At 71.6% G+C, this 25,161-nt stretch carries 17 protein-coding genes and 1 riboswitch; of the genes, 4 read left to right on the forward strand and 13 right to left on the reverse strand.

Going from position 1 to position 25,161, the window contains the following annotated elements:
* Positions 1-8 precede the first annotated feature (8 nt).
* The 9 genes from eno to STRBO_RS0135645 form a co-directional block, all read right to left on the reverse strand.
* Entirely contained in the window at positions 9-1,289 is a 1,281-nt protein-coding gene (gene eno / locus STRBO_RS0135600) for a phosphopyruvate hydratase (RefSeq protein WP_013003053.1), read from the reverse strand.
* Between the two features lie 423 nt (positions 1,290-1,712).
* Positions 1,713-2,414, reverse strand: coding sequence for a LysM peptidoglycan-binding domain-containing protein (locus tag STRBO_RS0135610; protein ID WP_005485767.1), 702 nt, complete (start codon positions 2,412-2,414; stop codon positions 1,713-1,715).
* Positions 2,415-2,418: 4 nt separating this feature from the next.
* Positions 2,419-2,618, reverse strand: a riboswitch (cyclic di-AMP (ydaO/yuaA leader).
* 182 nt (positions 2,619-2,800) lie between these two features.
* Complete coding sequence (locus tag STRBO_RS0135615) at positions 2,801-3,877, reverse strand: LysM peptidoglycan-binding domain-containing protein (RefSeq protein WP_020115609.1); 1,077 nt, start codon at positions 3,875-3,877, stop codon at positions 2,801-2,803.
* A 227-nt stretch (positions 3,878-4,104) separates the two neighbouring features.
* A complete protein-coding gene (locus tag STRBO_RS0135620) occupies positions 4,105-5,400 on the reverse strand; it encodes a cytochrome P450 family protein (protein ID WP_005485769.1) in 1,296 nt (431 codons plus the stop codon).
* A gap of 60 nt (positions 5,401-5,460) precedes the next feature.
* On the reverse strand, positions 5,461-6,576 hold the full coding sequence (locus tag STRBO_RS0135625; protein WP_005485771.1) for a nucleoside triphosphate pyrophosphohydrolase: 1,116 nt from the start codon (positions 6,574-6,576) through the stop codon (positions 5,461-5,463).
* Between the two features lie 102 nt (positions 6,577-6,678).
* Positions 6,679-7,356 (reverse strand): SurA N-terminal domain-containing protein, encoded by a 678-nt coding sequence (locus STRBO_RS0135630; protein ID WP_005485772.1) that lies wholly within the window; start codon positions 7,354-7,356, stop codon positions 6,679-6,681.
* 307 nt (positions 7,357-7,663) lie between these two features.
* Positions 7,664-9,157: a serine/threonine-protein kinase gene (locus STRBO_RS0135635; protein WP_272926615.1), complete on the reverse strand. Its 1,494-nt coding sequence runs from the start codon at positions 9,155-9,157 to the stop codon at positions 7,664-7,666.
* A gap of 44 nt (positions 9,158-9,201) precedes the next feature.
* Entirely contained in the window at positions 9,202-9,807 is a 606-nt protein-coding gene (locus STRBO_RS0135640; protein ID WP_020115610.1) for a hypothetical protein, read from the reverse strand.
* Positions 9,808-10,026: 219 nt separating this feature from the next.
* The gene (locus tag STRBO_RS0135645) at positions 10,027-12,054 is read right to left on the reverse strand and encodes an N-6 DNA methylase (protein ID WP_020115611.1); all 2,028 of its coding nucleotides are present in this window, start codon (positions 12,052-12,054) and stop codon (positions 10,027-10,029) included.
* Between the two features lie 219 nt (positions 12,055-12,273).
* On the opposite strand from STRBO_RS0135645, the gene STRBO_RS44005 reads away from it, so the two are divergent.
* Together STRBO_RS44005 and STRBO_RS0135655 are read left to right on the forward strand one after the other, a co-directional pair.
* Positions 12,274-12,420 carry a hypothetical protein gene (locus tag STRBO_RS44005; protein WP_005485777.1) on the forward strand — a complete coding sequence of 49 codons (147 nt, stop codon included), beginning with the start codon at positions 12,274-12,276 and terminating at the stop codon, positions 12,418-12,420.
* A 95-nt stretch (positions 12,421-12,515) separates the two neighbouring features.
* Positions 12,516-13,250 (forward strand): lipoprotein, encoded by a 735-nt coding sequence (locus STRBO_RS0135655; RefSeq protein WP_005485778.1) that lies wholly within the window; start codon positions 12,516-12,518, stop codon positions 13,248-13,250.
* A 33-nt stretch (positions 13,251-13,283) separates the two neighbouring features.
* Here STRBO_RS0135655 and STRBO_RS0135660 read toward each other — a convergent pair whose 3' ends face one another.
* Positions 13,284-14,006 (reverse strand): HNH endonuclease family protein, encoded by a 723-nt coding sequence (locus STRBO_RS0135660; protein ID WP_005485779.1) that lies wholly within the window; start codon positions 14,004-14,006, stop codon positions 13,284-13,286.
* Between the two features lie 168 nt (positions 14,007-14,174).
* Complete coding sequence (mfd, locus tag STRBO_RS0135665; RefSeq protein ID WP_005485780.1) at positions 14,175-17,708, reverse strand: transcription-repair coupling factor; 3,534 nt, start codon at positions 17,706-17,708, stop codon at positions 14,175-14,177.
* Between the two features lie 208 nt (positions 17,709-17,916).
* Between mfd and STRBO_RS0135670 the strand changes: the two genes are divergently transcribed.
* Positions 17,917-19,377 (forward strand): DUF2079 domain-containing protein, encoded by a 1,461-nt coding sequence (locus STRBO_RS0135670; protein ID WP_005485781.1) that lies wholly within the window; start codon positions 17,917-17,919, stop codon positions 19,375-19,377.
* Positions 19,378-19,501: 124 nt separating this feature from the next.
* On the opposite strand, the gene STRBO_RS0135675 is transcribed toward STRBO_RS0135670, so the two are convergent.
* Positions 19,502-22,081 (reverse strand): ABC transporter permease, encoded by a 2,580-nt coding sequence (locus STRBO_RS0135675; RefSeq protein WP_005485782.1) that lies wholly within the window; start codon positions 22,079-22,081, stop codon positions 19,502-19,504.
* Entirely contained in the window at positions 22,078-22,866 is a 789-nt protein-coding gene (locus STRBO_RS0135680; RefSeq protein ID WP_028797030.1) for an ABC transporter ATP-binding protein, read from the reverse strand. The genes STRBO_RS0135675 and STRBO_RS0135680 overlap by 4 nt, the downstream gene beginning before the upstream one ends.
* A 533-nt stretch (positions 22,867-23,399) precedes the next feature.
* Between STRBO_RS0135680 and STRBO_RS0135685 the strand changes: the two genes are divergently transcribed.
* Positions 23,400-25,148: an MFS transporter gene (locus STRBO_RS0135685; protein ID WP_237547704.1), complete on the forward strand. Its 1,749-nt coding sequence runs from the start codon at positions 23,400-23,402 to the stop codon at positions 25,146-25,148.
* Positions 25,149-25,161 lie beyond the last annotated feature (13 nt).

Raw genomic sequence — 25,161 nt, forward strand, 5'->3', positions numbered from 1 at the left:
CCGGCGGCTCAGCCCTTGAAGCGCGGGAAGGCGCTGCGGCCGGCGTAGACCGCGGCGTCGTCGAGGATCTCCTCGATGCGCAGCAGCTGGTTGTACTTGGCGACGCGGTCCGAGCGGGCCGGGGCGCCGGTCTTGATCTGTCCGCAGTTCACGGCGACGGCGAGGTCGGCGATGGTGACGTCCTCGGTCTCGCCGGAGCGGTGGGACATCATGCACTTGAAGCCGTTGCGCTGGGCCATCTCGACGGCGTCCAGGGTCTCGGTCAGCGAGCCGATCTGGTTGACCTTGACGAGCAGGGCGTTGGCCGAGCCCTCCTCGATGCCGCGGGCGAGGCGCTCGGGGTTGGTGACGAAGAGATCGTCGCCGACGATCTGGACCTTGTCGCCCAGCTTCTCGGTGATGGTGTTCCAGCCGGCCCAGTCGTCCTCGAACAGCGGGTCCTCGATGGAGACGAGCGGGTACGACGCGACGAGGTCGGCGTAGTACTCCGTCATCTCGGCGGCGGAGCGCTCCTTGCCCTCGAAGGTGTAGACGCCGTCCTTGTAGAACTCGGAGGCGGCGACGTCCAGGGCGAGGGCGATCTGCTCGCCGGGGGTGTAGCCGGCCTCCTTGATGGCCTCCAGGATGAGGTCCAGGGCGGCGCGGTTGGACTCCAGGTTCGGGGCGAAGCCGCCCTCGTCGCCGAGGCCGGTGGACAGGCCCTTGGTCTTCAGCACCTTCTTGAGGGTGTGGTAGACCTCGGCGCCCCAGCGCAGGGCCTCGGAGAAGGACTCCGCGCCGATGGGGGCGATCATGAACTCCTGGATGTCCACGTTGGAGTCGGCGTGCGAGCCGCCGTTCAGGATGTTCATCATCGGAACGGGCAGCAGGTGCGCGTTCGGGCCGCCCAGGTAGCGGAAGAGGGGCAGGTCGCTGGCCTCGGAGGCGGCGTGGGCGACGGCGAGGGAGACGCCGAGGATGGCGTTGGCGCCGAGGGAGCCCTTGTTGTCGGTGGCGTCCAGGTCGAACATCGCCTGGTCGATCAGGCGCTGCTCGGTGGCGTCGTAGCCGACGAGCTCCGGGCCGATCTGCTCGATCACGGCGAGGACGGCCTTCTCGACGCCCTTGCCGAGGTAGCGGTTGGGGTCGCCGTCACGCAGCTCGATGGCTTCGAAGGCGCCGGTGGAGGCGCCGGACGGAACGGCGGCACGACCCGTGCTGCCGTCGTCGAGGCCGACCTCGACCTCGACGGTGGGGTTGCCTCGCGAGTCGAGGATTTCCCGGGCTACGACGACGTCGATGGACGGCACGAGCATCTCCTTCATGGGATGTGACGCTGGTTGTGCGGGGCCGCTTGAGGCCTGGCGACTAGAGCCTAACCGTCCCCGGGCCGTCGGCAGCCGACCGACCGTCCCGTGGACAGACAGACCGTACCCATTGTTCCTGTTCGGAACAAAGGGGGGTGGTCGAGAAAGTGAACAGAAGGAGGAGGCGGGCACGAAAAAGCCCCGCCCCGGTACGCACGGGGGAATGCGCACCGGGGCGGGGAGCCCGTGGGGACGGGGGGACGGCCCTCACGAGGTCTTCACTATGGAGGACACGGATGTGAGCGGGCTGTGGTTCAGCCGGAGAGCGGCCTGCTTTCCGGCCCGGCTGAACCTGCCCCGCCTGCCCGGCCGTGGGGGCGGCCGTGGGGTCGGCAGGCGCGTGGCGGCCGTCGTGGTCGCCGTGGGTCAGCTCAGGTGGAGCTGCTGGCCCGGGTAGATGAAGTCGGCGTCGTCGATGATGTCCTTGTTCAGCTCGAAGAGCTTCTCCCAGCCACCCTTGACGTTCTCCTTCGCGGCGATGGCACTGAGGGTGTCACCGCTGACGACCTTGTACTCGCCGTCGCCCTTCTTGACCTTCTTGCCGGTCGGGGTCTTGACGGTGGCGCGCTCGGAGGAGCGGGAGGAGCGGGTGTCCTCGGTCTTCTTGGTGCTCTCCTGCGTGCTCTGCGAGGAGGAGCCGGAGGAGTTCGTGTTGCCGCTGGAGGCGGCGGCGCCGTCGTAGGAGGCGCCGGACAGGCCGGTGCCGCAGACCGGCCAGGCACCCTTGCCCTGGCCCGCGAGGACCTTCTCGGCGATCGCGATCTGCTGGGCCTTGCTCGCCTGGTCGGCGGTGGAGGCGTACTGCGTACCGCCGTAGCCGGCCCAGGTGGAGGCGGAGAACTGCAGACCGCCGTAGTAGCCGTTGCCGGTGTTGATGGACCAGTTCCCGCCGGACTCGCACTGGGCGACGGTGTCCCACTCGGAGGCGGTGGCGGCGGAGGCGCTGCCGGCGGCCATCAGCGGGGCGGCGACCGCGGCGGCGCCGGTGACACCGACGACGGCGATGGCGCGAGCAGACCGATGAATGGCAGTCGGACGACGGTGCTTGCCCTTGCTGGAAAACAGCATGGAGAGATCCCCTCACCGACGCCTGCGAGGTGAGCTGTCGGGTTCGGGCCGGTTGAGTTGCCCGGCCGCGCACGCTCGCCTCTCGGCTCACGTCGCGCGGCTTCACCCCCAGCCGGTTCCGGTCGTGCGCCCCCGAAGGGCCGCAACCGCCGGACCCGGCACTTACCTTGGGTCCCCCGCTCCTGCCTACGGCGCTTGACGCGACGACTGTTCCTCACGGCCGCTGGCAGGATTCGGCGTGCCGACCGCAAGAGCCCGCTGTGGCGAGCGGTCACGACCGTAAACAGGTGATTGCCTGAATTTCAAAGACGATCAGGGGGTCTGTGATTCATCTCCCACAATGATCAAAACGGGCATTCAGGGTCGAACCGTGACGCGAACTGCCGCTACTTTTCGCCCGTTTCGGCACCGACTTCGAGGGTCTGACCGGGAAGGATGAGGTCCGGGTCGGTTCCGACCGTGCGCTCGTTCTCGGAGTACAGCGTCCGCCACCCGCCGTTCAGGCCGAGCGAGTTCACGATGCCGGTCAGACTGTCGCCCACGCGGACGGTGTAGGCGCCCTCCGCGCCCTCGCTCGACGCGCCGCTGTCACGCGAGGCGTGGCGGCCGGAGGCGGTGCCGTCGGCCTGGTCCGCGCCCGAGCCGGTGTCCGCGCCCTCGTCGGCGCTGGCGCCGCGGTGCCGGCCGGTGCCGCCGTCGGCGTCGTCGCCGGCCGCGGAGCCGTCCGCCCGGCTGGAACCGTCCGTGTTCGTGCTGCCGGATTCCTTGGCGTCGGCGCCGGTGCCGCTGTCGCCGGAATCGGTGGAGTCCGCGGAGCCGGAGTCCGCGTCCGGTTCGGTGGTCGCCTTCGGGGAGCCGTCGAGGGCCTTCGCCGACGCGTCCGACGACTCGGTCGAGTCGGAGGAATCGGTCGAGTCGGTCGAATCCTTCGACCCGCCGGAGCGCGTGGAGTCGGTGTCGTCGGCCGACTCGGCCGAACCCTTGGACCCGGTCGAGTCGGAGGAATCCGACGAACCGGATGAACCGGATGCGCTGCCGGAGTCGGACGAGTCGCCCGCGACGCCCGTGTCCACGTCGGCGGGACCCGAGTCTCCGCCGAGGTCGTGCAGCAGTCCGCAGGTGGACCAGACGCCGACGCCCTGGTCCGCGAGGACCTTCTCGGCGACGGCTATCTGCTGCGAACGGCTGGCCTGGTCCGCGGTCGTCGCGTAGTCGAGGCCGCCGTACTTCTCCCAGTTCTCCTGGGTCAGCTGGAGGCCGCCGTAGCGCCCGTTCCCGGTGTCCGCGCTCCAGAAGCCACCGCTCTCGCACTCCGCCACCTGGTCCCAGGTGGTTCCGCTCGCCGCGCTCGCGCCGGTGGCGCCGAGGAGCGGGATCGCGATGGCCGACCCGGTGACTCCCGCCGCGACGAGGAGAGCCGGAGCCTGACGGGGGCGACGGTGACGACCGTTCCCGGAGAGCATGCGGTTGCCTTTCACACGACAGCGGTGGTCTGTGCGACGGGCGTGGCGCCCCCTTCGCACTGACGTGTGAACGTATCGGCAGTCGATCAGTTGTCACAAGTTAATGCAGCGCAGATCACGTGAAGATCACAGAGTTGAGGGAGCGTCAACTTCTGACTCGGAATGGGGTAGTGCTACGGCCCGTCGGGGTACAACTACGGGCCGCTCACGGCGCGATCACCCCGCACTCACGGCCGTTTTCGTGGCGTGAATTCCACCGGAAGCGTGCGCAATCCACGCATGATGAGACCTCCCCGCCACCTCAAATCGGCCGAATCCCCTGCGAGTCGCAGATCGGGGAGCCGGGTGAGGAGCGTCGCCAGCGCGGTCTGGCCTTCGAGCCGGGCGAGCGGCGCGCCGAGGCAGTAGTGGATGCCGTGGCCGTAGCCGAGGTGCTGGTTGTCACGGCGGGAGAGGTCCAGGGTGTCGGGGTCGTCGAAGCGGGCCGGGTCGCGGTCGGCCGCCGCGAGGACGACGAGGACGGGGTCGCCGACGGCGATGTCCTGCCCGCCGAGCGTGAGGGGCTCGGTCGCGAAGCGCCAGGTGGCGAGTTCGACGGGGCCGTCGTAGCGCAGGAGTTCCTCGACACCGGTTTCGAGCAGCCCGCTCTCCCCGGCGGCGAGGGAGGTCTGCAGGCGGGCCCGCTGCTCGGGGTGGGTGAGCAGGGCGTACGTGCCGTTCCCGATGAGGTTGACGGTGGTCTCGAACCCGGCGAACAGCAGGATGAACGCCATCGCCGCGGCCTCGTTCTCGCTGAGGTGCTCCCCGTGGTCGGAGGCGCGGATGAGCGCGGAGATGAGGTCCTCGCCCGGGGCGGGGTGCTCGGTGAGCGCTTCCCGCTTGCGGTGGATGAGGTCGGCGAGGTAGCCGCGCATCTTCTTCACCGACCGCGCGACGCCGCCCCGCGGACCACCGCCGTGCCGGATCATCATGCCCGCCCAGTCCCTGAAGTCGTCCTGGTCCTCCCGGGGGACGCCCAGCAGGTCGCAGATCGCGTAGATGGGGAGAGGGAAGGCGAACTCGTGGATGAGGTCGGCCTCGCCCTTCTCCGCGAACCCGTCGATCAGCCGGTCGGTCAACTCCTGGACCCGGGGGGCGAACTCGGCGACCCGCCGGGGCGTGAACGCCTTCGACACCAGACGGCGGAGCCTGGTGTGGTCCGGCGGATCGATGTTCAGCAGATGCGTCATCAGCTCGGCCTTGCGCTCACCGGGGATGCCCGTCTTGCCCTTGGCGTGCGCGGGCTCGGCGTGATGCGCCGGGTTCTTCGACAGGCGCCCGTCGGCGAGGGCCTGCTTGGCGTCGCCGTAGCGGGTGACCAGCCAGGCCTCCACGCCGCTGGGCAGGCACGTGCGGTGAACGGGGGCGTGCTCACGGAGCCAGGCGTACGCCGGGTAGGGGTCGGTGGCGAACTCCCAGGTGAAGAGGTCGGGCGCGCCGGTTCCCGTGGGCATGGCGGAGCTGGATGCGGGCTGGTTGGTCACCCGCCGACGGTATCCGGCCCGGCCGTCGCCTCCGGCCCGTGCGTACGGATGCCCGTCGGGTCAGCTCCCGTCGGCGCCCTCGTCGCCCTCCTCCTCGGACTCCTCCCGGCCGGCCGTCCTCCCCGGCCCCGCCGACAGCCCCTCCGCGACCCTGATCGCGTCCCGGTACGCGCGAGCCGCCGCCCGGAGGGCCGCCTCGGGGTCGACGCCCCGGGACTCGGCGTCGGCGGCGAGGGTGAGGAGCGCGTGACCGAGGTCGTCGCCGGGAGGTATCGGGACGTCGAGGCCGGCGGTGCGGGCGCGGGAGGAGAGCTTGGCGGCGAGGGCGAGACCGGGCTGGCCGAGGGGTACGCCGTCGGTGACCGACTCGCGCTGCTTCTCGACGGCCTTGGTGCGCAGCCAGTGCGCCTTGACCTCCTCCGGGGTCGTGGCCGTCGCGTCTGCGAAGACATGGGGGTGGCGGTGGATGAGCTTGGTGACGATGCCGGCGGCCACGTCGTCGATGGAGAAGGGGGTGTCGGGGTCGTCCTCGGCGATGCGGGCGTGGAAGACGACCTGGAGGAGGACGTCGCCCAGCTCCTCGCGGAGCTCGTCGCGCTCACCCTCCTCGATGGCCTCGACGAGTTCGTACGCCTCCTCGATGCCGTACTTGGCGAGGCCCTGGTGCGTCTGCCGGGAGGACCAGGGACACTCCGCCCGGATCCGGTCCATGACCTGGACGAGGTCGAGGAGACGGGCGCCGGGGAGGTCGTAGGAGGCGGGGAGCAGCTCCAGGAACGGCATGTGGACGGGGCCGGAGCCGGCGAGGCGGGCCAGGCCGTCGGTGAGGCGAGGTTCGCCCTCGGCGGTGGCCACCACGACCACCGTGCGGCCGCCGGCGCAGTCGTCCACCAGTTCCTCGGCCGTCGGGGCCGCCCGCTCCACCGTGATGCCGGCCTCGCGGAGATAGGGGAGCTGGGGGTGCGCTCCGTCCGCGCACAGGACGCGGTCCGCCCCGTGCAGTGCCTGCCAGGCCGGCCAGGAGAGCAGACCGGGCGCGACCCGGTGGCTGGTGGTGAGCAGGACGACCCGGCCGGGGCCGGGGGTGGAGGCCGCGGTCTCGGGGGCCGTGGCCTCGGGAGCCGTGCTCTCGGGGACCGTGATGGCGGAGGTGCCGTCGGGGCGGTGTGCGTTCACCCCCCGAACGTAACCCACGTCACGGACGGCCCCCGGAGTTGTCCACAGGCAGGCGGCCGGGGCGGCCGCGACGGACACGGCCCGGCCGCGCCGCCCGCAAGCTCACCCCTGCGCCTGCTCCGGCGTCGCCGCGCGGGTGACCTCCTTCAGCCACGGTGTCTTGGCGTCCACCAGGCCGACCCGGCCGGAAGCCGGGTCGACGCCCCAGCTGCCGTAGCGGGGGTTGAGGTCCACGTCGAGTTTCTTCGAGGCCGCGGAGAGGGCCTTCCAGAAGACGGCGCCGCCCTCCTGGGTGTTGAGGTCGGCGCCGAGGGAGGCGGCGAGTTTCTGGACCTCGACGTCGCTGCGGAGGCTTTCCTCCAGCTGTTCCGGGGCGACGCTGTAGCGCTGCAGGTAGGCCGCCTCCAGGGCCTCGGCGCCGCCGGCCTCCGCCTCCAGGTCGGTCCGGTACTTCTGGACCTCCTTGCGGGTGACGATCACACCGGCGTCCTTGAGGGCCTGGTCGAGGACCTTCTCCAGGACCATGCCGTTCAGGGTGTTGCGGGTGAGGGCGCTGCTCTGGGCGACGGCCTGCTGGTACTGGCTCTCGTCCGTGCTGACGGCGCGCTGGGCGGTGCGCACCTGGTTCACCCGGTTCTCCAGTTGCGCGACCGTGATCCGGTCCTGGCCGACGACGGCCGCCGCGCCGGGATGCGCGTCGCTTCCGCAGGCGGTGAGGAGCGGGGCCGCGGCGACGATCGCTGCGGAGAGGAGGAGCGCGGAGCGACGGCGGCGGTGCAAGTGAGCCTCCAGAGGAGATGGTGAAGACTGGTGTGGCGCGCAGCGCCTCGATGAGGGGTGACGGTCGGGCGACGGGCGGGCGCACAAGGTCTTGCGGTGATCGATGGTAGGCAGTGGCCCTGCTCTCGGCCAGCCATTCGACCAACGATTCACGCCGACTTCGGGCACCGTCGCTCCCGGACCGCGCCGCCACCGGGGCGTCCCAGGCGCTGCGGTCCACGGTGATCGTGTGGCCGCCGCGGCTCTCCTTGCTGTTGCCTGGCAAACTTCGGCCAAGGTGGCGCAAACATAGGAGCCGTGCTCCGCGTCAGCCGCGTACCTGTCCCAGCCATTGCAGCGTGCGCCGGACCTCGCCCGCGAGCGGATGGGCGGGCCCGCGCAGCCGTTCGACGTCGACCAGCAGGCGGCCCAGGGTCTCGTGGGCGGCGCCCCGGTCACCGAGGGCGAGGAGCAGGTGGCCTATGCGGCGGCGGACGTCGAGGGCGAGTTCGGGGTCGCCGCCGACGTACTGGTTCTCGTAGTACGGCAGCAGGGAGCGGTACTCGGCGAGGGCCGCGGCCGGTTCGCCGAGCTGTTCGAGGCACTGGGCGGAGTCGTAGCGCCAGCGCAGTGCCTGGGGGTCGGCCTGGCCGGCCTCGGTGGCCCGCTCGTCGGCGAGGCGGCGCAGCTCGGGCAGGGCGCGGCGGTACTGCCCGTCGTCCATCAGGGTGGCCGCGTACTGCTTGCGCAGGGTGCGGACGACGGGTGAGTGCTCGCCGTGCTGGGCGGCGGCGGCCGGGAGGATCGCGCCGAGGATGTCGACGGCCTGGGTGATGCGGCCCTCGCCGAGCAGCCGCTTGACCTCGTCGACGGCCCCCGCCACGTCGGGCTTGTCGGCCGCGGGCGCGGGGTCGGGCGCGGCGGACGGCTGCGTCGCGGGGATCCGGGCGCGGTCCGGCCAGGGGGCGTGCGGGCGCAGGAAGGGGCGCGTGGGGTCGAGCGGGGAGCCGGTGGGCATACCGCGCGCGGGGAGCAGCGGGAGGAGCTGTTCGTACGTCTCCTGCGCGGAGGACGGGCGGTGCTGCGGGTCCTTGGAGAGCAGCCGCAGGACCAGGGCCTCCAGGGACTCGGGGACCTCGGGGCGCAGTCGGCGGACGGGTACCGGCGGCTCGTAGAGGTGGCGGTGCAGGACACCGAGGGCCGTGGAGCCGGTGAACGGGACGTTCCCGCTGAGCAGTTCGTGTATCAGCACACCGAGGGCGTACAGGTCGGTGTAGGGGCCGACCGCGCCGCCCATGGCCTGTTCGGGGGCCATGTACGCGGGGCTGCCGATGGGCGAGCCGGTGTGGGTCAGGCGGGTGGTGTCGGTGTCCATCACGGAGGCGACGCCGAGGTCGAGGACGGTGACCGTGCCGTCCTGCTTGACCATGACGTTCCGCGGCTTGAGGTCACGGTGGATGATCGGCACCGCGTGCACGGCGGAGAGCACGGCGCACAGCTGGGCGGCGACCGAGACGGTCCACTGCCACGGGTAGGGGTCGTGCTCCGCGAGATGGTCGGCGAGGTCGGCCCCGTCGACGTACTGCATGACGAGGAACAGCTCCTCGTCCTCGCTGCCCGCGTCGTGCACGGTCACCAGGCCGGGGTGGTCGACCTGGGCCGTCACCCGGCACTCGCGCACGAAGCGGCGGCGCAGCTCGTCGGCCTCCTGGCCCGCGACCTTGTCCGGGCGCAGCAGCTTGACCGCCACGCGCCGGTCGAGGCGCTGGTCGTACGCCGTCCACACCTGGCCCATGCCGCCCTGGCCGATGAGCGTGGACAGTTCGTAGCGGCCGGTGATCAGGCGGCCGGTGCCCTTCCCCAAGGTCACCGGTCTCCTTCGTGATTGCGGAGATAGTCACTGAGCTCGTCCAGCTCGGCGCGCACCTGGTCGATGCGGGCGGGGCCCGGCCGCTGCGGCTCCGGCTCGGGCCGGAGCGGGGGCTGCGGAGGCTGATGCTGGACGGGCGGCTGCGCGACCGGCGGTGCGGGGATGTAGGGCTGCGGGACCTGGACCGGCGGGTAGCTGTACCCGCTCTGCTGCGAGTACGCCGTGGTCTGGGCGTACGGCGACGAGAGGGCCGTCCGAGCACGGTTGGAGTGGGTTATGTCCGCGTACAGGTAGTACGCGACGATCGCCACGAGACCGCCGAAGAGCATGCCCATGCCGACGTCGCCGCGCCAGGTGGTGAACTCCTCCTCGCCCGGGTCGGTGCCGATGATGTACAGCGTCGCGATGATGTGGACGAGCGCCAGGGCGAACAGCCACCAGTCGCGGGGCCTGCGGGTCACCGAGGCGAGCCGCAGCAGGCACGCCCAGGCGAGCAGGCCACAGCTCATGACCGCGACCACCACGAAGATCACACGGAGTGTGACCTGGCCCCCCTGGTCGGGGCCGGGGGGCGGTGTCGGCGCATAGCCGTGGCCTTGCATGGCTGCTCCTGAGGGCCTGGCGAGAGTTGACGTGCGATGTCGTCCCGAGGGTATCGGTCGTTGACGACAAGAGGTCCAGGGTTGTGGACAACCGTTGTAGTACCGCAGTGCTGGTCACGCCGCCGTGGGCGGAGCGGTTCCGTCCGGTAAGGCTGATCGTAGAGGGAGTTGGCCGGGCCGGGCCGGGCGCCCGCGGGTCCGCGGACCCGCGGCGCGGGTTCAGTCCGGGGCGACGGAGCCGTCCGTCAGTCCGTCGTACATGCCCCGGACCAGGCGTTCGCCGAGGCGGCCGGCCTGGCGGAGGGCGTCCTCGAAGGCGGCGAGGGCGCGGAAGCGTTCGCCGTAGCGGCGCTGCTGGTCCAGCGGGAGCCGGGGCAGTTGGAGGCGGCGCACGTCGAGACGGGTCGCGGTGGAGGCGTAGCTGCTGGCCTGGCGGCTGTTGGCGGTGCCGCGCAGGAAACCGGCGACGAACCACGCGTCGAGCGCGGCCCGGTCGGGGCGCAGCAGGGTGAGGTTGCGGCCGAGGGCGGCGCCCGCGGTCGCCTCGTCGATCACCCGCGCGACCCCGCCGCCGCCGAGGACGGGGACGACGATGTCACCGGGCTCCACGAGCACGGGGTCCTCGCCCGACTCGGGCAGGGTGCCCGAGGGTGCCGTGCCGGCCAGGACGTCGTGGTCGGTGAGCACGCGCGCGTGGGGGCCGCTTCCGCCGGTACGCAGCACCAGGGCTCCCCCGCGCGCGAGTTCACCGACCGTGGTGAGCGGCCAGCGCGCCGGCCCCGCCTGCCCGGCGGGCGGGGGCGTGAGGTCGGCGGTCAGACGGAGGGTCTCGCCGAGGCGGTCGCGTACGGCGGTCAGCTGCTCGGCGCCGCCCCCCGCGGCCGGGGGCGGCAGATGCCGGGCGGGGGCCAGGTCCACGTCGTCGTCGAGCAGTTCGATGACCGGCAGCGAGCGGCTGAGCCCCGGCCGTTCCGTCACCTCGCCGGTCCGGTCGAAGGGCCGCCAGGCGTCGAGCACGGCGGCACGGACCCCCGCCCAGTCGAATCCGCTCCGCCCCTCGTGGACGAGCCGCCCGGTGTCGACGAGCAGCAACTGGGGCGGCACGGACGCCCTGCCGGGCCTGCGCAGCACCCACAGGTGCAGCGGGATGTTGTACGGGGGTGCCGCGCCGACCGGCAGGGCGATGACGGCGCGCAGGGCGCCCCGGCGCAACAGGTCGGCGCGGATACGGCGCCCGGAGCGGCGGCTCGCGACGGCCGGCGGCATCAGCAGCACGGCGGTGCCGCCGTCCTCCAGGCGCGCCAGGGCGTGCTGCACCCAGGCGAGTTCGGATTCCGTACGGGCCGGGAAGCCGTACTCCCAGCGGGGGTCGTAGGCCAGTTCGTCGTGGCCCCAGTTGCGCTCGTTGAACGGCGGGTGGCACAGGACGGCCTCGGCCCTGAGCCGCTCGTGGGCGTCCGCGCGGAGGCTGTCGCCCCGGGCGGTACGGACCGTGCTCCCGGTCTTCAGGGCGAGGCGCAGCGCGGTGAGGGCGGCCAGTTCGCGGGAGCTGTCCTGGCCGTACAGCTCCTGGCCGGGGCGGGCGGGGACGGCGTGCAGGAGCGCGCCGGTGCCGCAGGCCGGGTCGAGCACCGAGCGGGCGGGCCCGGCGAGTTCGGCCATCAGCTCGGCGAGGTCGCCCGGAGTGAGCGTGTACTGGCGCGGGTTGGCGTCGAGGTGCCGGGCGAGCAGGAACTCGAAGGTCTGCCGCGCCCCCAGATCGGCCGCCAGTTCGGTGGCGCCGCGCAGCAGCGGGATCGAGGGCAGCAACCCGGCGGGTGTCGGCCGGAGTACGGCGCTCTCGCGGGCGGCACCGAGGCGGGGGGCGAGGACCTGCCACAGCGGATCGGACAGGTCGCGGGCCAGCTGCGCGTCGTCGGGGCAGGCGCTCGACTCCAGCCAGGTCAGGGGCCGTTCGTGGAGGTACAGCAGGGCGCAGCCCACGTGCACCAGCGCGGCGACAGGGCCCTCCGGGTGCCCGGTGACCTGCTGCCAGACACGCTCCTTCAGGGGGACCTCGGCGAGCTTGCCCTGGTGGCGCAGCCATCTCTCGACCTCCCCGAGCGCGAAGGCCGGACTGGTCTCGGTGCCGCCGACCGGTTTGGGGAAGTCGGCATGCCGTCGGCGCCAGTTGCTGACGGCGGCACGACCCACGCCGGCGAGCCGCGCGATGTCCGCGGCGGTGACCTCTGTCCCGTTCCCCTGCACGCGCCCGGCTCCCCTCGTACCTGGTTGTGTGACGTCGAGCATACCGACGCACGCAAGATCTACCCCTTCACGCCGTGTACACGCACAATCTCGTGAACCGTGTTGACTCGGTTCACAAGCTCTGCTGTGATTGACCCATCGAACGACGGGCCACCCGATCCGGGTGGTCACACGTCGGCCGCAACTGTCGTACACGTACACCGGGGGGAGAAGCACGCCATGGACAAAGACGGTGACCTCACCGTGGACGGCGACGGCCCCGCCCGCCTCGACTCCCCGGCCCACGCCGGCCGGAAGCCCGACGAGCGAGGCCGCGTCACGGATGACGAATCCGCGGGCGACGTACTCGACACCCGCGCGCGCTGACGCCACCGTCCAGCGCTCGCCACACCGCTCTCGGACCGGCGCCACACCACCGCTCGTTCCACGCACCACACATCGATTCCCAGGGGGGAACTCCCATGCGTCGCACCGCACTCGCCGCTGTCTGCATCGCCGCCGCGGCCACCTTCTCGCTCACCGGCTGCATGTCCGAGGACAAGGCCGACGGCCCCTTCGCCGGGCTGTCCGGCGGCGAGATCGCCGACAAGGCCGTGAAGGCCACCTCCGGCGCCGAATCGCTCCGGATGAAGGGCGAGATCGAGGACGAGTCCGCCGGCGGCACGGTCCAGATGGACATGGCGATGAACAAGAAGGGTGACTGCGCCGGCACCATGAGCATGGGCGGCGAGGGCCAGGCCGAACTGATCAAGGTCGGCGACACCCTCTACATGAAGTACGACGAGGCCTTCCTGCGCGCCCAGTCGAAGGACTCCTCCAAGGAGGAGGCCGACATGGTCGTCGACATGCTCGCCGACAAGTGGACCAAGACGTCCGCGGCCGGCGAGGACTCCAAGGACATGGCGAGCTTCTGCGACCTCGACACCGTCCTCGCCGACTTCGAGGACGTCGACTCCAACGCCACGCGCGGCAAGACCTCCGAGGTCGAAGGCACCCCCGCGATCGTCCTCGACGAGAAGGACGGCAAGGACCGCTACACCCTGTACGTCGCCACCGAGGGTGAGCCGTACCTCCTGCGGGTCGTCAGCAAGTCCGCCAAGGAGCCCGGCGACCTGGTCTTCACCGACTACGACAAGCCCGTCCCGGCCAAGGCCCCCAAGGGCAAGGTCATCGACATGGACAAGGACTTCGGCTGACGCGCCGCGCCGCCCGGCGGCACCCCGACGGCCTCAGTCCGCGTGGAAGCGGGCCGGGGCCTTCGTCGGGTTGCCGCCGGTGGGGAGCTGCTGTTCCGGACAGGTGGTCAGGACACGCTTCATGGCGGCCTGTTCGGCGGAGGTGACCCAGAGGCCGTACTTCGTCTTCACGGCGACCTGGGCGGCCACGTAGGTGCAGCGGTAGGCCTTGTTCGGCGGGAGCCAGGTGGCCGTGTCACCGTCGCCCTTGCCGCGGTTGGTGCCGGAGTCGACCGCGAGCAGGTTGAGCGGGTCGTTGGCCAGGGCTATGCGCTTGCTGTCGTCCCACTGCTGGGCGCCCTTCTGCCAGGCGTCGGAGAGGGCCACCATGTGGTCCACGTCGATCTTGCTGCGGCCCCGTACGTACGGCACGTCCTTCCCCGTGTACGGGTCCGGGTCGAGCACACCGGAGACCACCGTGCAGTCCCCGTCCCGGAACTTCACGTCGTCCAGGTCGCGCTTGAGTATGTCGTCGCGGGTGTCGCAGCTGTTGGAGTCCGTGTCGGCCCACGCGCTGCCGAACTCGCCGCGGTCGTAGTTGTTCTTGGGCGCCCGCCCCTTGACGGTCAGCGCCTCCGCGGCGGCGTACGCCGCGCCCCCGCCGCCTGCCGGGTTCTCCTGCGGTCCGGCAGAGCCGCCCGTGCTGTCCAGTTCACAGCCGGTCGCGGCGACCAGCACCAGAGCGACGGCGGCGACCCCACCCCTCAGACGCACCACGCGACACCCCTCTCCTTCGTCTGCAGCCGTTCGGCGGTCCCGCTCGGGGTTCCCCGTCCTGCCTGCTCAACACCGTAGCGGCCGCCGGGAACACGACGACAGCGGCCCCGGCGGCACCCTCTGCCGCGCCGGGCCGCTACGCCACTACGCCACTACGCCACTACGCCACTACGACCCGAGGATCGAAGCCAGGAACTCCCCGGTCCACCCCAGCAGATCCCGCCCGACCAACGGCTTCCCGCCGACCTTCGCCGTCTTCGGGCGGGGCACCAGCACCTGGTGGGCGGCCGGCTTGATGACCGTGCCCGGGTACAGGCGCTTGAGGCGGAGCTCCTGGGACTCCCGCAGTTCCACCGGCGCGAAGCGGATGTTGGTGCCCTGCAGCACGATCTCGCCCACCCCGCAGGCCCGGGCGAGCATGCGCAGCCCGGCGACGAGCAGCAGGTTCTCCACCGGCTCCGGCAACTTGCCGTAGCGGTCGACGAGCTCCTCGCGCACGGCCGCGATGTCGGCCTCGGTGTTGACCGAGGCGATCGCCCGGTACGCCTGCAGCCGCAGCCGCTCGCCCGGCGCGTAGTCGTGCGGGACGTGCGCGTCGACCGGCAGCTCGACCTTCACCTCGAGCGGCGGCTCCTCCTCGATCCCGCCGCTCTCCAGCTGGCGCCGGTAGTCCGCGACGGCCTCGCCGACCATCCGCACGTACAGGTCGAAGCCGACGCCCGCGATGTGGCCGGACTGTTCGCCGCCCAGCAGGTTGCCCGCGCCCCGGATCTCCAGGTCCTTCATCGCCACGTACATGCCCGCGCCCATCTCCGTGTGCTGGGCGATGGTGGCGAGGCGCTCGTGGGCGGTCTCCGTCAGCGGCTTCTCGGGCGGGTAGAGGAAGTACGCGTAGCCGCGTTCCCGGCCTCGGCCGACCCGGCCCCTGAGCTGGTGCAGCTGCGACAGGCCGAAGGTGTCCCCCCGCTCCACGATCAGGGTGTTCGCGTTGGAGATGTCGATGCCCGACTCCACGATCGTCGTGGAGACGAGGACGTCGAACTTCTTCTCCCAGAAGTCGACGACGACCTGCTCCAGGGCCTGTTCCGACATCTGTCCGTGGGCCGTCGCGATCCGCGCCTCGGGGACGATCTCGCGCAGCCGGGCCGCCGCGCGGTCGATGGACTCCACCCGGTTGTGGATGTAGAAGACCTGGCCCTCGCGCAGCAGTTCGCGTCGGACGGCCGCGCCGATCTGCTTCTCCTCGTACGGGCCGACGAAGGTGAGCACCGGGTGGCGCTCCTCCGGCGGTGTGGTGATCGTCGACATCTCGCGGATGCCGGTGACCGCCATCTCCAGGGTGCGCGGGATCGGGGTCGCCGACATCGTCAGCACGTCCACGTTCGCGCGCAGCTTCTTCAGCTGCTCCTTGTGCTCGACGCCGAAGCGCTGCTCCTCGTCGACGATGACCAGACCCAGGTCCTTGAATTTGGTCTCGGCGGAGAAGAGGCGGTGGGTGCCGATGACGATGTCGACCGCGCCCTCGCGCAGCCCCTCCAGGGTGCCCTTGGCCTCGGTGTCCGTCTGGAAGCGGGACAGGGCCCGCACGTTGACCGGGAACTGCGAGTACCGCTCGCTGAACGTGCCGAAGTGCTGCTGCACCAGGAGGGTCGTGGGCACGAGCACGGCGACCTGCTTGCCGTCCTGGACGGCCTTGAAGGCGGCCCGGACCGCGATCTCCGTCTTGCCGTAGCCGACGTCGCCGCAGATCAGGCGGTCCATGGGGACCGTCTTCTCCATGTCCTCCTTGACCTCGGCGATCGTCGTCAGCTGGTCGGGCGTCTCCGCGTACGGGAAGGCGTCCTCCAGTTCACGCTGCCACGGGGTGTCCGCCCCGAACGCGTGGCCGGGCGCCGCCATCCGGGCGCTGTAGAGCTTGATGAGGTCGGCGGCGATCTCCTTGACCGCCTTCTTCGCGCGCGCCTTCGTCTTCGTCCAGTCTGCGCCGCCGAGGCGGTGCAGGGTCGGGGCCTCGCCACCGACGTACTTGGTGATCTGTTCGAGCTGGTCGGTGGGGATGTAGAGGCGGTCGCCGGGCTGGCCGCGCTTGGCGGGGGCGTACTCGACGACCAGGTACTCGCGGGTCGCGCCCTGCACGGTCCGCTGGACCATCTCGATGTAGCGGCCGACGCCGTGCTGCTCGTGGACGATGTAGTCGCCCGCCTCCAGGGTGAGCGGGTCGATGGTCTTGCGGCGGCGGGCGGGCATCCGGGCGCCGTCCTTGCCGGCCGCCTTCTGGCCGGTGAGGTCGGTCTCGGTGAGGACCGCGAGCTTGAGGACGGGGTCGATGAAGCCGTAGTCGATCGAGCCGCAGGCGACATGCACGACCGAGGGGGCGATCCGGCCCAGCTCGGCCTCCAGCCGGGCCGGGATGCCCTCGCCGCCGAGCACCTCGACCGTGCGGGCGGCCGGGCCGTGGGCCTCGGTCACGAACACCGTGCGCCAGCCGTCGGCGAGCCAGCCCTTGGTGTCCGCGAGCGCCTTGGCGGTGTCGCCGCGGTAGGTCTCGGGGGCGTGCATGCCGAGCTTGAGGGTGTCCGCCTCCAGCTCCTCGTCGGCCGCGAACGGCGACACCGACCACCACATCATGTCCAGCTCACGGGCCCGGTCGCGGACGTCCGCGAGGGACCGCAGGGAGGCCGCGCCGACGTCGATCGGCGCCTCGCCGCCACCGGCGGTCGCCGCCCAGGACGCCTGGAGGAACTCCTGCGAGGTGGCCACCAGGTCGGCCGCCCGCGTCCGCACCCGCTCCGGGTCGCACACGATGGCCATCGAGCCCTTCGGCAGGACGTCGATCAGCAGTTCCATGTCGTCGACGAGGACCGGAGCAAGGGATTCCATGCCCTCGACCGCGATGCCCTCGGCGATCTTGTTGAGGAGTTCGCCCAGCTCCGGGTGGCGCTCGGCCAGCACCCGCGCCCGCTCCCGGACCTCGTCCGTCAGCAGCAGCTCACGGCACGGCGGCGCCCACAGACCGTGCTCGGCGACCTCCAGGGAGCGCTGGTCGGCGACCTTGAAGTACCGGATCTCCTCGACGTCGTCGCCCCAGAACTCCACCCGCAGGGGGTGCTCCTCGGTCGGCGGGAAGACGTCCAGGATGCCGCCGCGTACGGCGAACTCGCCGCGCTTCTCGACCAGCTCCACGCGGGAGTACGCGGCTGCCGCGAGCGCCTCGACCGTACGGTTCAGGTCGGCCGTCCCGCCCGAGCGCAGGGCGACCGGCTCCAGGTCGCCCAGGCCCTTGACCTGCGGCTGGAGGACCGAGCGGACGGGCGCGACGACGACCGAGACCGGGCCGGTCTCCGGGTCGTCGGGGCGCGGATGCGTCAGGCGGCGCAGCACGGCGAGGCGGCGGCCGACGGTGTCGCTGCGCGGGCTGAGGCGCTCGTGCGGCAGTGTCTCCCAGGCCGGGTACTCCACGACGCCGTCCGGAGGGAGCAGGGAGCGCAGAGCCGCCGCCAGGTCCTCGGCCTCGCGGCCCGTCGCCGTCACGACGAGTACGGGGCGGCCGGCGTCCCGGGCGAGGGCGGCCACGGCGAAGGGGCGGGCCGCCGGGGGGCCCACCAGGTCGATGTGGGTGCGGTGGCCGTCTGATGCCGCCCTGATCGCTTCCGCGAGAGGGGCGTCCTTGACTACGGCGTCTAGCAGGCCGTGGAGGCTCATTCGGGGTGTTTCCCGTCCGGGTGGGCAAGGGGGTGGAGTCGGGGGTGGGGCAACACGAACGCCCGGACTCGTGTGACGGGCCGGGGGTGTCCAGGGTACGACGTGGGGGCTGGGGACGGCTTTTCCCGCCCCCGCCGCCCCTACCCGTCCCGACCCGTCCCTCCCCTAGTCTCTTGAGACACCTGTTCCCGGTCGAACGTGAGTCCCCATGGCATCGAGCGCCCCGTCCACGGCACCGTCGGCGCCGTCGCTCATACCCGGGCCGGTCGCGGCTTCGCCCTCGCCGCGTGACCGGCGTCTCTCCCTCCGGGGCCGGGAGCCGTACCTGCTCGCGGGCGTGCTGTTCGTGGCGTACGCGACGGTGTCGGTGGGGCGGTACCGGCGGCTGGGGACCCGCTCGTACGACCTGGGCATCTACGAACAGACCGTGCGGGCCTACGCGCACCTCCAGGCACCGATCGTCGAGCTGAAGGGGCCGGGGTACAACGTCCTCGGGGATCACTTCAGCCCGGTCACTATGCTGCTCGCGCCGTTCTACCGGGCGTTCCCCTCGCCCATGACGCTGCTGGTGGTGCAGGCGGCGCTGTTCGCGCTGTCGGCGGTGCCGGTGACGCGCGCGGCCACGCGGATGCTGGGGCGGGCGCCGGGGCTCGGCCTGGGAGTGGCGTACGGGCTGTCGTGGGGGCTGCAGAACGCCGTGGACTTCGACTTCCACGAGATCTGTTTCGCGGTTCCGCTGATCGCGTTCTCCCTGGAGGCGCTGCTCGCGCGGCGATGGCGTGCCGCGCTGCTCTGGGGACTCCCGCTGGTCCTGGTCAAGGAGGACCAGGGGCTGACCCTGGCGGTGCTCGCGGCCGTCGTCGCGCTGCGGGCCCGGCGGCACAGCGCGTCCCGCGTGGTGCCCTACGCCCTCGCGGTCTCGGCGTTCGGCGCGCTCGCCACGCTGCTCGCCTTCACCGTGCTCATCCCGGCCTTCAACACCGCCGGAGCCTCCGACTACCTGGCCAAGGTCGGCGGCGACGGCCCCCTCGACGGCCTGGACGTCAAGATCCGTACCGTCCTGTGGCTGGTGATCCCGACCAGCGGGCTGCTCGCCCTGCGCTCCCCGGTCGTCCTCGCCGCCCTCCCCACGCTCGGCTGGCGGTTCGTCTCCTCCGACCACAACTACTGGGGGACGGCCTGGCACTACAGCGCCGTCCTGATGCCGATGGTCTTCCTCGCGCTCGTCGACGCGCTCCCCGGCGCCCGCCGGAGCCCGCGCCCGTGGCTGCGCTCGTACACGCTCCATCTGCCCGCCGCCGTCCTCGCGGCCTCCGTCGCGCTGACGACCTCGCTGCCCGTGGGCACCCTGACCGAGGCCTCCGCCTATCGGGTCCCGCCCGAGGTCAGGGCCGTGGAGAAGCTGCTGGGCAGCATCCCGGACGGATCCACCGTCGAGTCCAACATCGGCCCCATCAGCCGGCTGACCTCCCGCTGCCGCGTCTTCTGGATCGGCCGGACCGGGGGCCTCGCGCCCGACTACATCGCCTTCAACAACAACTCGCACTGGGTGAAGGACGTCCCCGCGTACGCCCGTCAGCTCCATCCGCGCGACACGTACGCGCTGCGGGGCGTCATCCAGGGGTACGTCCTGCTGAAACGCACGTCCCCCGAGCGGGCGTCCTCCTGACGGCGCCCCCGCCAACGCATGGAGCCCGGCGCCCGGAAGCCTCCGCCTCCGGGCGCCGGGCTCTCCCCCGGTTTCCCCCGTGTCCCCGTTCCCCCGTCGTCCCCCGCTCCCCCGTGGCGGGTGACTACTCGGTGGCGATCGCGTTCAGGACGTTCATGCGGCCCGCCCGGAACGCCGGCACCAGCGCGGCGAACAGGCCCACGAAGGCCGAGGCGATGAAGACCCCGATGATCGTCGGCCACGGGATGTCGAGGACCTTCAGGCCCTCCAGGGCGAGGAGCTGCTGGGCGGTGGCGCCCCAGCCCATGCCCAGCCCCAGGCCGAGGAGCGCGCCGAAGAGGGCGATGACGACCGACTCCAGGCGGATCATGCGGCGCAGCTGACGGCGGGAGAGGCCGATGGCCCGCATCAGGCCGATCTCACGGGTCCGCTCGACCACCGACAGGGCCAGCGTGTTCACGACACCCAGGATCGCGACGATGATCGCCAGGGCGAGCAGGCCGTAGATCATGTTCAGGAGCTGGTCGATCTGGCCCTTCAGGGCCTCCTTGTAGTCGGTCTGGTCGCGGACCTCGTACTGCGGGTAGTCGTGCAGCGCGGCCTTGAGGGACGTGTACGCGGCCGCGTCCTGGCCCTCCTTCGCCGAGGCGAAGAGCAGCTGGTCGAGGGGCATCCTGTCGGCCGGGACGTACTTCGCCATCGTGTCGATGGAGGTGTACATGGCCCCGGCGTCGATGACGACGTCGCTGCTGGTGATCGCGCGGACGGTCAGGTCGGCCGTGCGGCCGTCCTTGAAGGCGACGGCGATCTTCGAGCCGAGCCGGATGTCGTGGTCCTCGGCGAACTTCTCGTGCACGGACATCGAGTCGGGCTTGTAGGCGTCCGGCAGCTTGCCCGCGACGACCTCGGTGGCGAGGTCGGTGGCGTAGCTCGGGTCGGCGGCGGTGATCGCCGTGTCCTTGAGCGTCTTGCCGTCGGGGGTGGTGAAGTCGGCCTGGGTCCACTTGTACTCGGTGAGGCTCTCGATGCCCTTCGCGGAGCGCGCCGCCTCGACGGCCTGCGGGGTGATCAGCTGGCCGGTGTCGGACTGGATGATGAAGTCGGTGCCGACGGTCTTGTCGAGCTGTTCCGTGGCCGAGGCGACCATGGAGGAGCCGACGACCGACAGGCAGGCGACCAGCGCCAGACCGATCATCAGGGCGGCGCCGGTGGCCCCCGTGCGGCGGGGGTTGCGCAGTGCGTTGCGCTCGGCCATCCGGCCGACCGGGCCGAAGGCCCGCAGGACGACCGCGCCCAGCACCCGCACCACGGCGCCGGCGAGCAGCGGGCCGATGACCACGAAGCCGATGAGGGACAGGACGACCCCGCCGCCCAGCCACATGGACCCCTCGCTCGCCTTGTCGGCGGCGGACGCCAGGTACAGGCAGTAGCCGCCGGCGCCGGTCAGCAGGAGGCCGATCACGGCCCGGACGATGCCGGCCTTGGCGTCCAGCGGGGCGCCGGCGTCGCGCAGGGCGGCCATCGGGGAGACCTTGCCGGCGCGCCGGGCGGGCACGTAGGCGGCGAGGACGGTGACGACGATGCCCAGGAGCAGACCGACCGCCGGGGTCGTCCAGGCGATGGTGAGGTCGTCGGTGGACAGGTTCATCCCGGTGGCGCTCATCAGCTTCATCAGGCCGATGGCGAGGCCGACCCCGCCGGCGACACCGAGGATCGAGCCGAAGACGCCGAGGAGCAGCGCCTCGACGAGGACCGACCGGTTGACCTGGCCGCGGCTGGAGCCGATGGCCCGCATCAGGCCGATCTCTCGGGTCCGCTGGGCGACCAGCATCGAGAAGGTGTTGATGATCAGGAAGATGCCGACGAGGAAGGCGATCCCGGCGAAGCCGAGCATCGCGTACTTCATCACGCCCATGAACTCGCCGACGTCCTTGGCATTGGCGTCCGCGATCTCCTTGGCGGTCTGCACCTTGTAGGCGCCGCCCAGTTCGGCGGAGACGTTCTTCTTCACCTGGGCGTCCGTGAAGCCGCCGGCGGCGTTGACGTTGACGTTGGTGTACACGCCCGTCTCGCCGACGAGGGTCTTCTGGGCGGTGGCGGTGTCGAGGTAGAAGATCGCGGCGCCCGGGTTGGTGACCTGGAACTCGGCGATGCCGGAGACCTTCGCCCGGTGCGTGCCGACGGCGCTGATCACGCCGATCTCGTCGCCGAGCTTCAGGTCGTGCTTGTCCGCGGTGTCCGCGTCGACCACGATCTGGTCGGGGCCGCGCGGCGCGCCGCCGGAGGAGATCTTCATGGTGCGGGCGTCGTTGGCGTTCCAGTTGCCGACGATGGTCGGGGCGCCGCTGGTGGGCGAGAGGCTGTCCTTGTCGGCGTCGACGACCGTCACCGAGGTCGAGAACACCGTCCCCTCGGCCGACTTCACCCCGTCCGCGCCACCCACCTTGTCGACGACGGAGGCGGGCATGACCGGCGGCTTGCCGGTGTCGGACTGTGTCTCACCGCTGTCCGAGGCGCCCTTGGCGCTGACCGTGACGTCGGAGGAGGTGGCGGCGAACAGCTTGTCGAACGTGGTGCCCATCGTGTCGGTGAAGACCAGGGTCCCCGTCACGAACGCCACCGACAGCATGACCGCGATGGCGGAGAGCGCCATCCGCCCCTTGTGCGCGAAGAAGTTGCGCATCGAGGTCTTCATGACAGTCATGACGTACGCCCCCGGGCGTCGAAGTCCTTCATGCGGTCCAGCACGGTGTCGGCGGTCGGCTTGAACATCTCGTCGACGATGCGGCCGTCCGCCAGGTACAGCACCCGGTCCGCGTAGGAGGCGGCCACCGGGTCGTGGGTGACCATCACGATGGTCTGGCCCAGCTCGTCGACCGACGTGCGCAGGAAGCTGAGGACCTCGGCACCGGCCCGCGAGTCCAGGTTGCCGGTCGGCTCGTCACCGAAGATGATCTCCGGCCGGGCGGCCAGCGCCCGGGCCACGGCGACGCGCTGCTGCTGGCCGCCGGAGAGCTGGCTGGGCCGGTGCTTGAGCCGGTCGCCCAGGCCGACGGTGTCGACGACCCGCGCCAGCCACTCCTTGTTCGGCTTGCGCCCCGCGATGTCCATCGGGAGCGTGATGTTCTCTATCGCGTTCAGCGTGGGCAGCAGGTTGAACGCCTGGAAGATGAATCCGATCCGGTCCCGGCGCAGCTGCGTGAGCTTCTTGTCCTTGAGGCCGGTGATCTCGGTGTCGTCGAGGTAGATCTGACCCGACGTCACGGTGTCGAGTCCGGCGAGGCAGTGCATGAGGGTGGACTTGCCGGACCCCGAGGGGCCCATGATCGCGGTGTACTGTCCCCGCGCGATGTCCACGTCCACATGGTCGAGGGCGACGACACGGGTCTCACCGGACCCGTACGCCTTCACGACCTGCCGCGCCCGCGCGGCAACGGCCGTAGTCCCTCCAGTACCCCCGTGCCTGGTGATGGTCACAGCCGATGTCACGGTATATCTCCTAAGTCGGGCAGCGGATGGTTCCGTTGCTCAGTGGACGAGCCGTACGAAGCGAGGTGCCCAGCCGTACGCGGTGCGGTGCTGCTGTGCTGTGGCGCTGTGCTGCTGAGTCTGGTCCCCGGAGGGGGCCCGGCGCGCTGGTGCCCAGCGCAGTCTTGTGCTGGGGAAAACCCCACCCCCGCCGGTCCGGTACACCGCCCCCCAGCGGCGTAAAGCCAGGTTAAATACGGCAGGCCCCCCGTCTCGTCCTCCGTCGGTACGACCCCGCCCCCGGCCGTAGTGCGGAGATACCCCTAAGGGATGTCGCCCCCGGGGAGGAGACGGCCTCGGGGTCGGCCTCCTCCCCGGGGGTGCGACCAGGCTGCACCCTGCCGTGGCGTGAGGGTCAATGGCATGGTGGTCGGCGGCAGATAGGTGCAAGGGGAAGGCATTTGGTGGACGAGAATCCGGTGGGCGGGAATCCGGCGGGCGGCGACGTTCAGGGCGGCGGTCGGGTGGGCGGGAAGCCGGCGGGCGGCGACCGGATGGACGGCGGCCCGGCGGGGGACCACCCGACGGACGGCGATCCGGCGGGGGACGACCCGACGGACGACGTTCCCCCTGGCGGCGCTCCCTTGGCCGGCAACCCCTCGGGCCGCGATCCCGTGGACGCCGTACGAACAGACGCCAGACGACCGGACGCCATACGAGCAGACGCCGTACGACCGGACGCCGTACGACTCGACGCCCCTCGACCGGACGCCGCGGAACCGGACGCCGCTCGACCCGCGATACCCGACCCGTCCGGGCGGCACACCGGATCCGGCAGACGAACAGCCGTGACCGCCGCTCTGATGCTGGCCATGGGGCTGGCGGCGCTGGACTCCACGGTCGTCTCGACCGCCGTCCCGCAGATCGTCGCCGACCTCGGCGGCTTCTCCGTCTTCTCCTGGCTGTTCTCCGGCTATCTGCTCGCCGTCACCGTCACCCTTCCCGTCTACGGCAAGCTCTCCGACACCTTCGGCCGCAAACCGATGCTCGTCGTGGGCGCGGCCTTGTTCCTGCTGGGCTCCCTGCTCTGCGCGCTGGCCTGGAACATGGGCTCCCTGATCGCCTTCCGTATCGTCCAGGGTCTGGGCGGCGGGGCCCTTCAGGGCACGGTCCAGACGCTGGCGGCCGACCTCTACCCCCTGGAGGAGCGGCCCAAGATCCAGGCCAAGCTGTCCACGGTGTGGGCGGTGTCGGCGGTGGCGGGTCCCGGAGTGGGCGGTGTCCTGGCCGCGTACGCGGACTGGCGCTGGATCTTCCTCATCAACCTCCCGCTCGGCGCGGTGGCGTTGTGGCTGCTCGTCCGTCATCTGCACGAGCCCCGGCGGGAGTCGACGGGCCGGCCCCGGGTGGACTGGGCGGGAGCCCTGACCGTCTTCGCGGGCGGCGGGGCCCTGCTGCTGGCCCTGGTGCAGGGCGGGGTGGCCTGGGACTGGCTCTCGCCGCCCTCGATCACCCTGCTGGGCACGGGAGTCGCCCTGATCGCCCTGCTGGTGCTGATCGAGCGCCGGGCGGCCGAACCGATCATCCCCGGCTGGGTGTGGCGCCGCCGCACGATCGCGGCGGTGAACCTGGCCCTGGGCGCGCTCGGTCTGCTGATGGTCGCGCCGACGGTGTTCCTCGCGACCTACGCGCAGTCGGTGCTGGGCCTGGCACCGGTGGCCGCCGGGTTCGTGGTCTCCGTCTGGACGCTGAGCTGGCCCGTCTCCGCGGCCCTCAGCCAGCACGTCTACCGCCGGATCGGCTTCCGGAACACCGCGATGCTCGGTATCGCCGCGGCCGCGGCCCTCCTCTTCGCCTTCCCGTTCCTCCCCTACCCGGGCGAGGCCTGGCAGCCGATGCTGCTGATGCTGCTGCTGGGCGCCGCGCTGGGCCTCTTCCAGCTCCCCCTGATCATCGGCGTCCAGTCGACGGTGGCCTGGGAGGAGCGCGGCACGGCCACCGCGTCGATCCTCTTCTGCCGCCAGACCGGCCAGACCCTGGGCGCGGCGGCCTTCGGCGCGGTGGCGAACGGGGTGCTGGCCTCCCGGCTCGGCGGCGCGGGAGACCTCGACAGCGTCACCCGGTCCCTCGACGCCGGCACGGCCGCGGAACCGGTCCGCCGCGCGGTCGCGGACGCGGTCCACGCCGTCTACCTCGGCGCGGCGTGCGCGGCGACGGTGGCGTTCCTGGTGCTGCTGGTCGTGGCACCGCGCAGGTTCCCGGCACTCGCCCCCAGCAGTCCTGACCCTCGTTCAAAAATCTGAGTTAATCCGGGTA

This window comes from Streptomyces bottropensis ATCC 25435, from assembly GCF_000383595.1.
Lineage (GTDB): Bacteria > Actinomycetota > Actinomycetes > Streptomycetales > Streptomycetaceae > Streptomyces > Streptomyces bottropensis.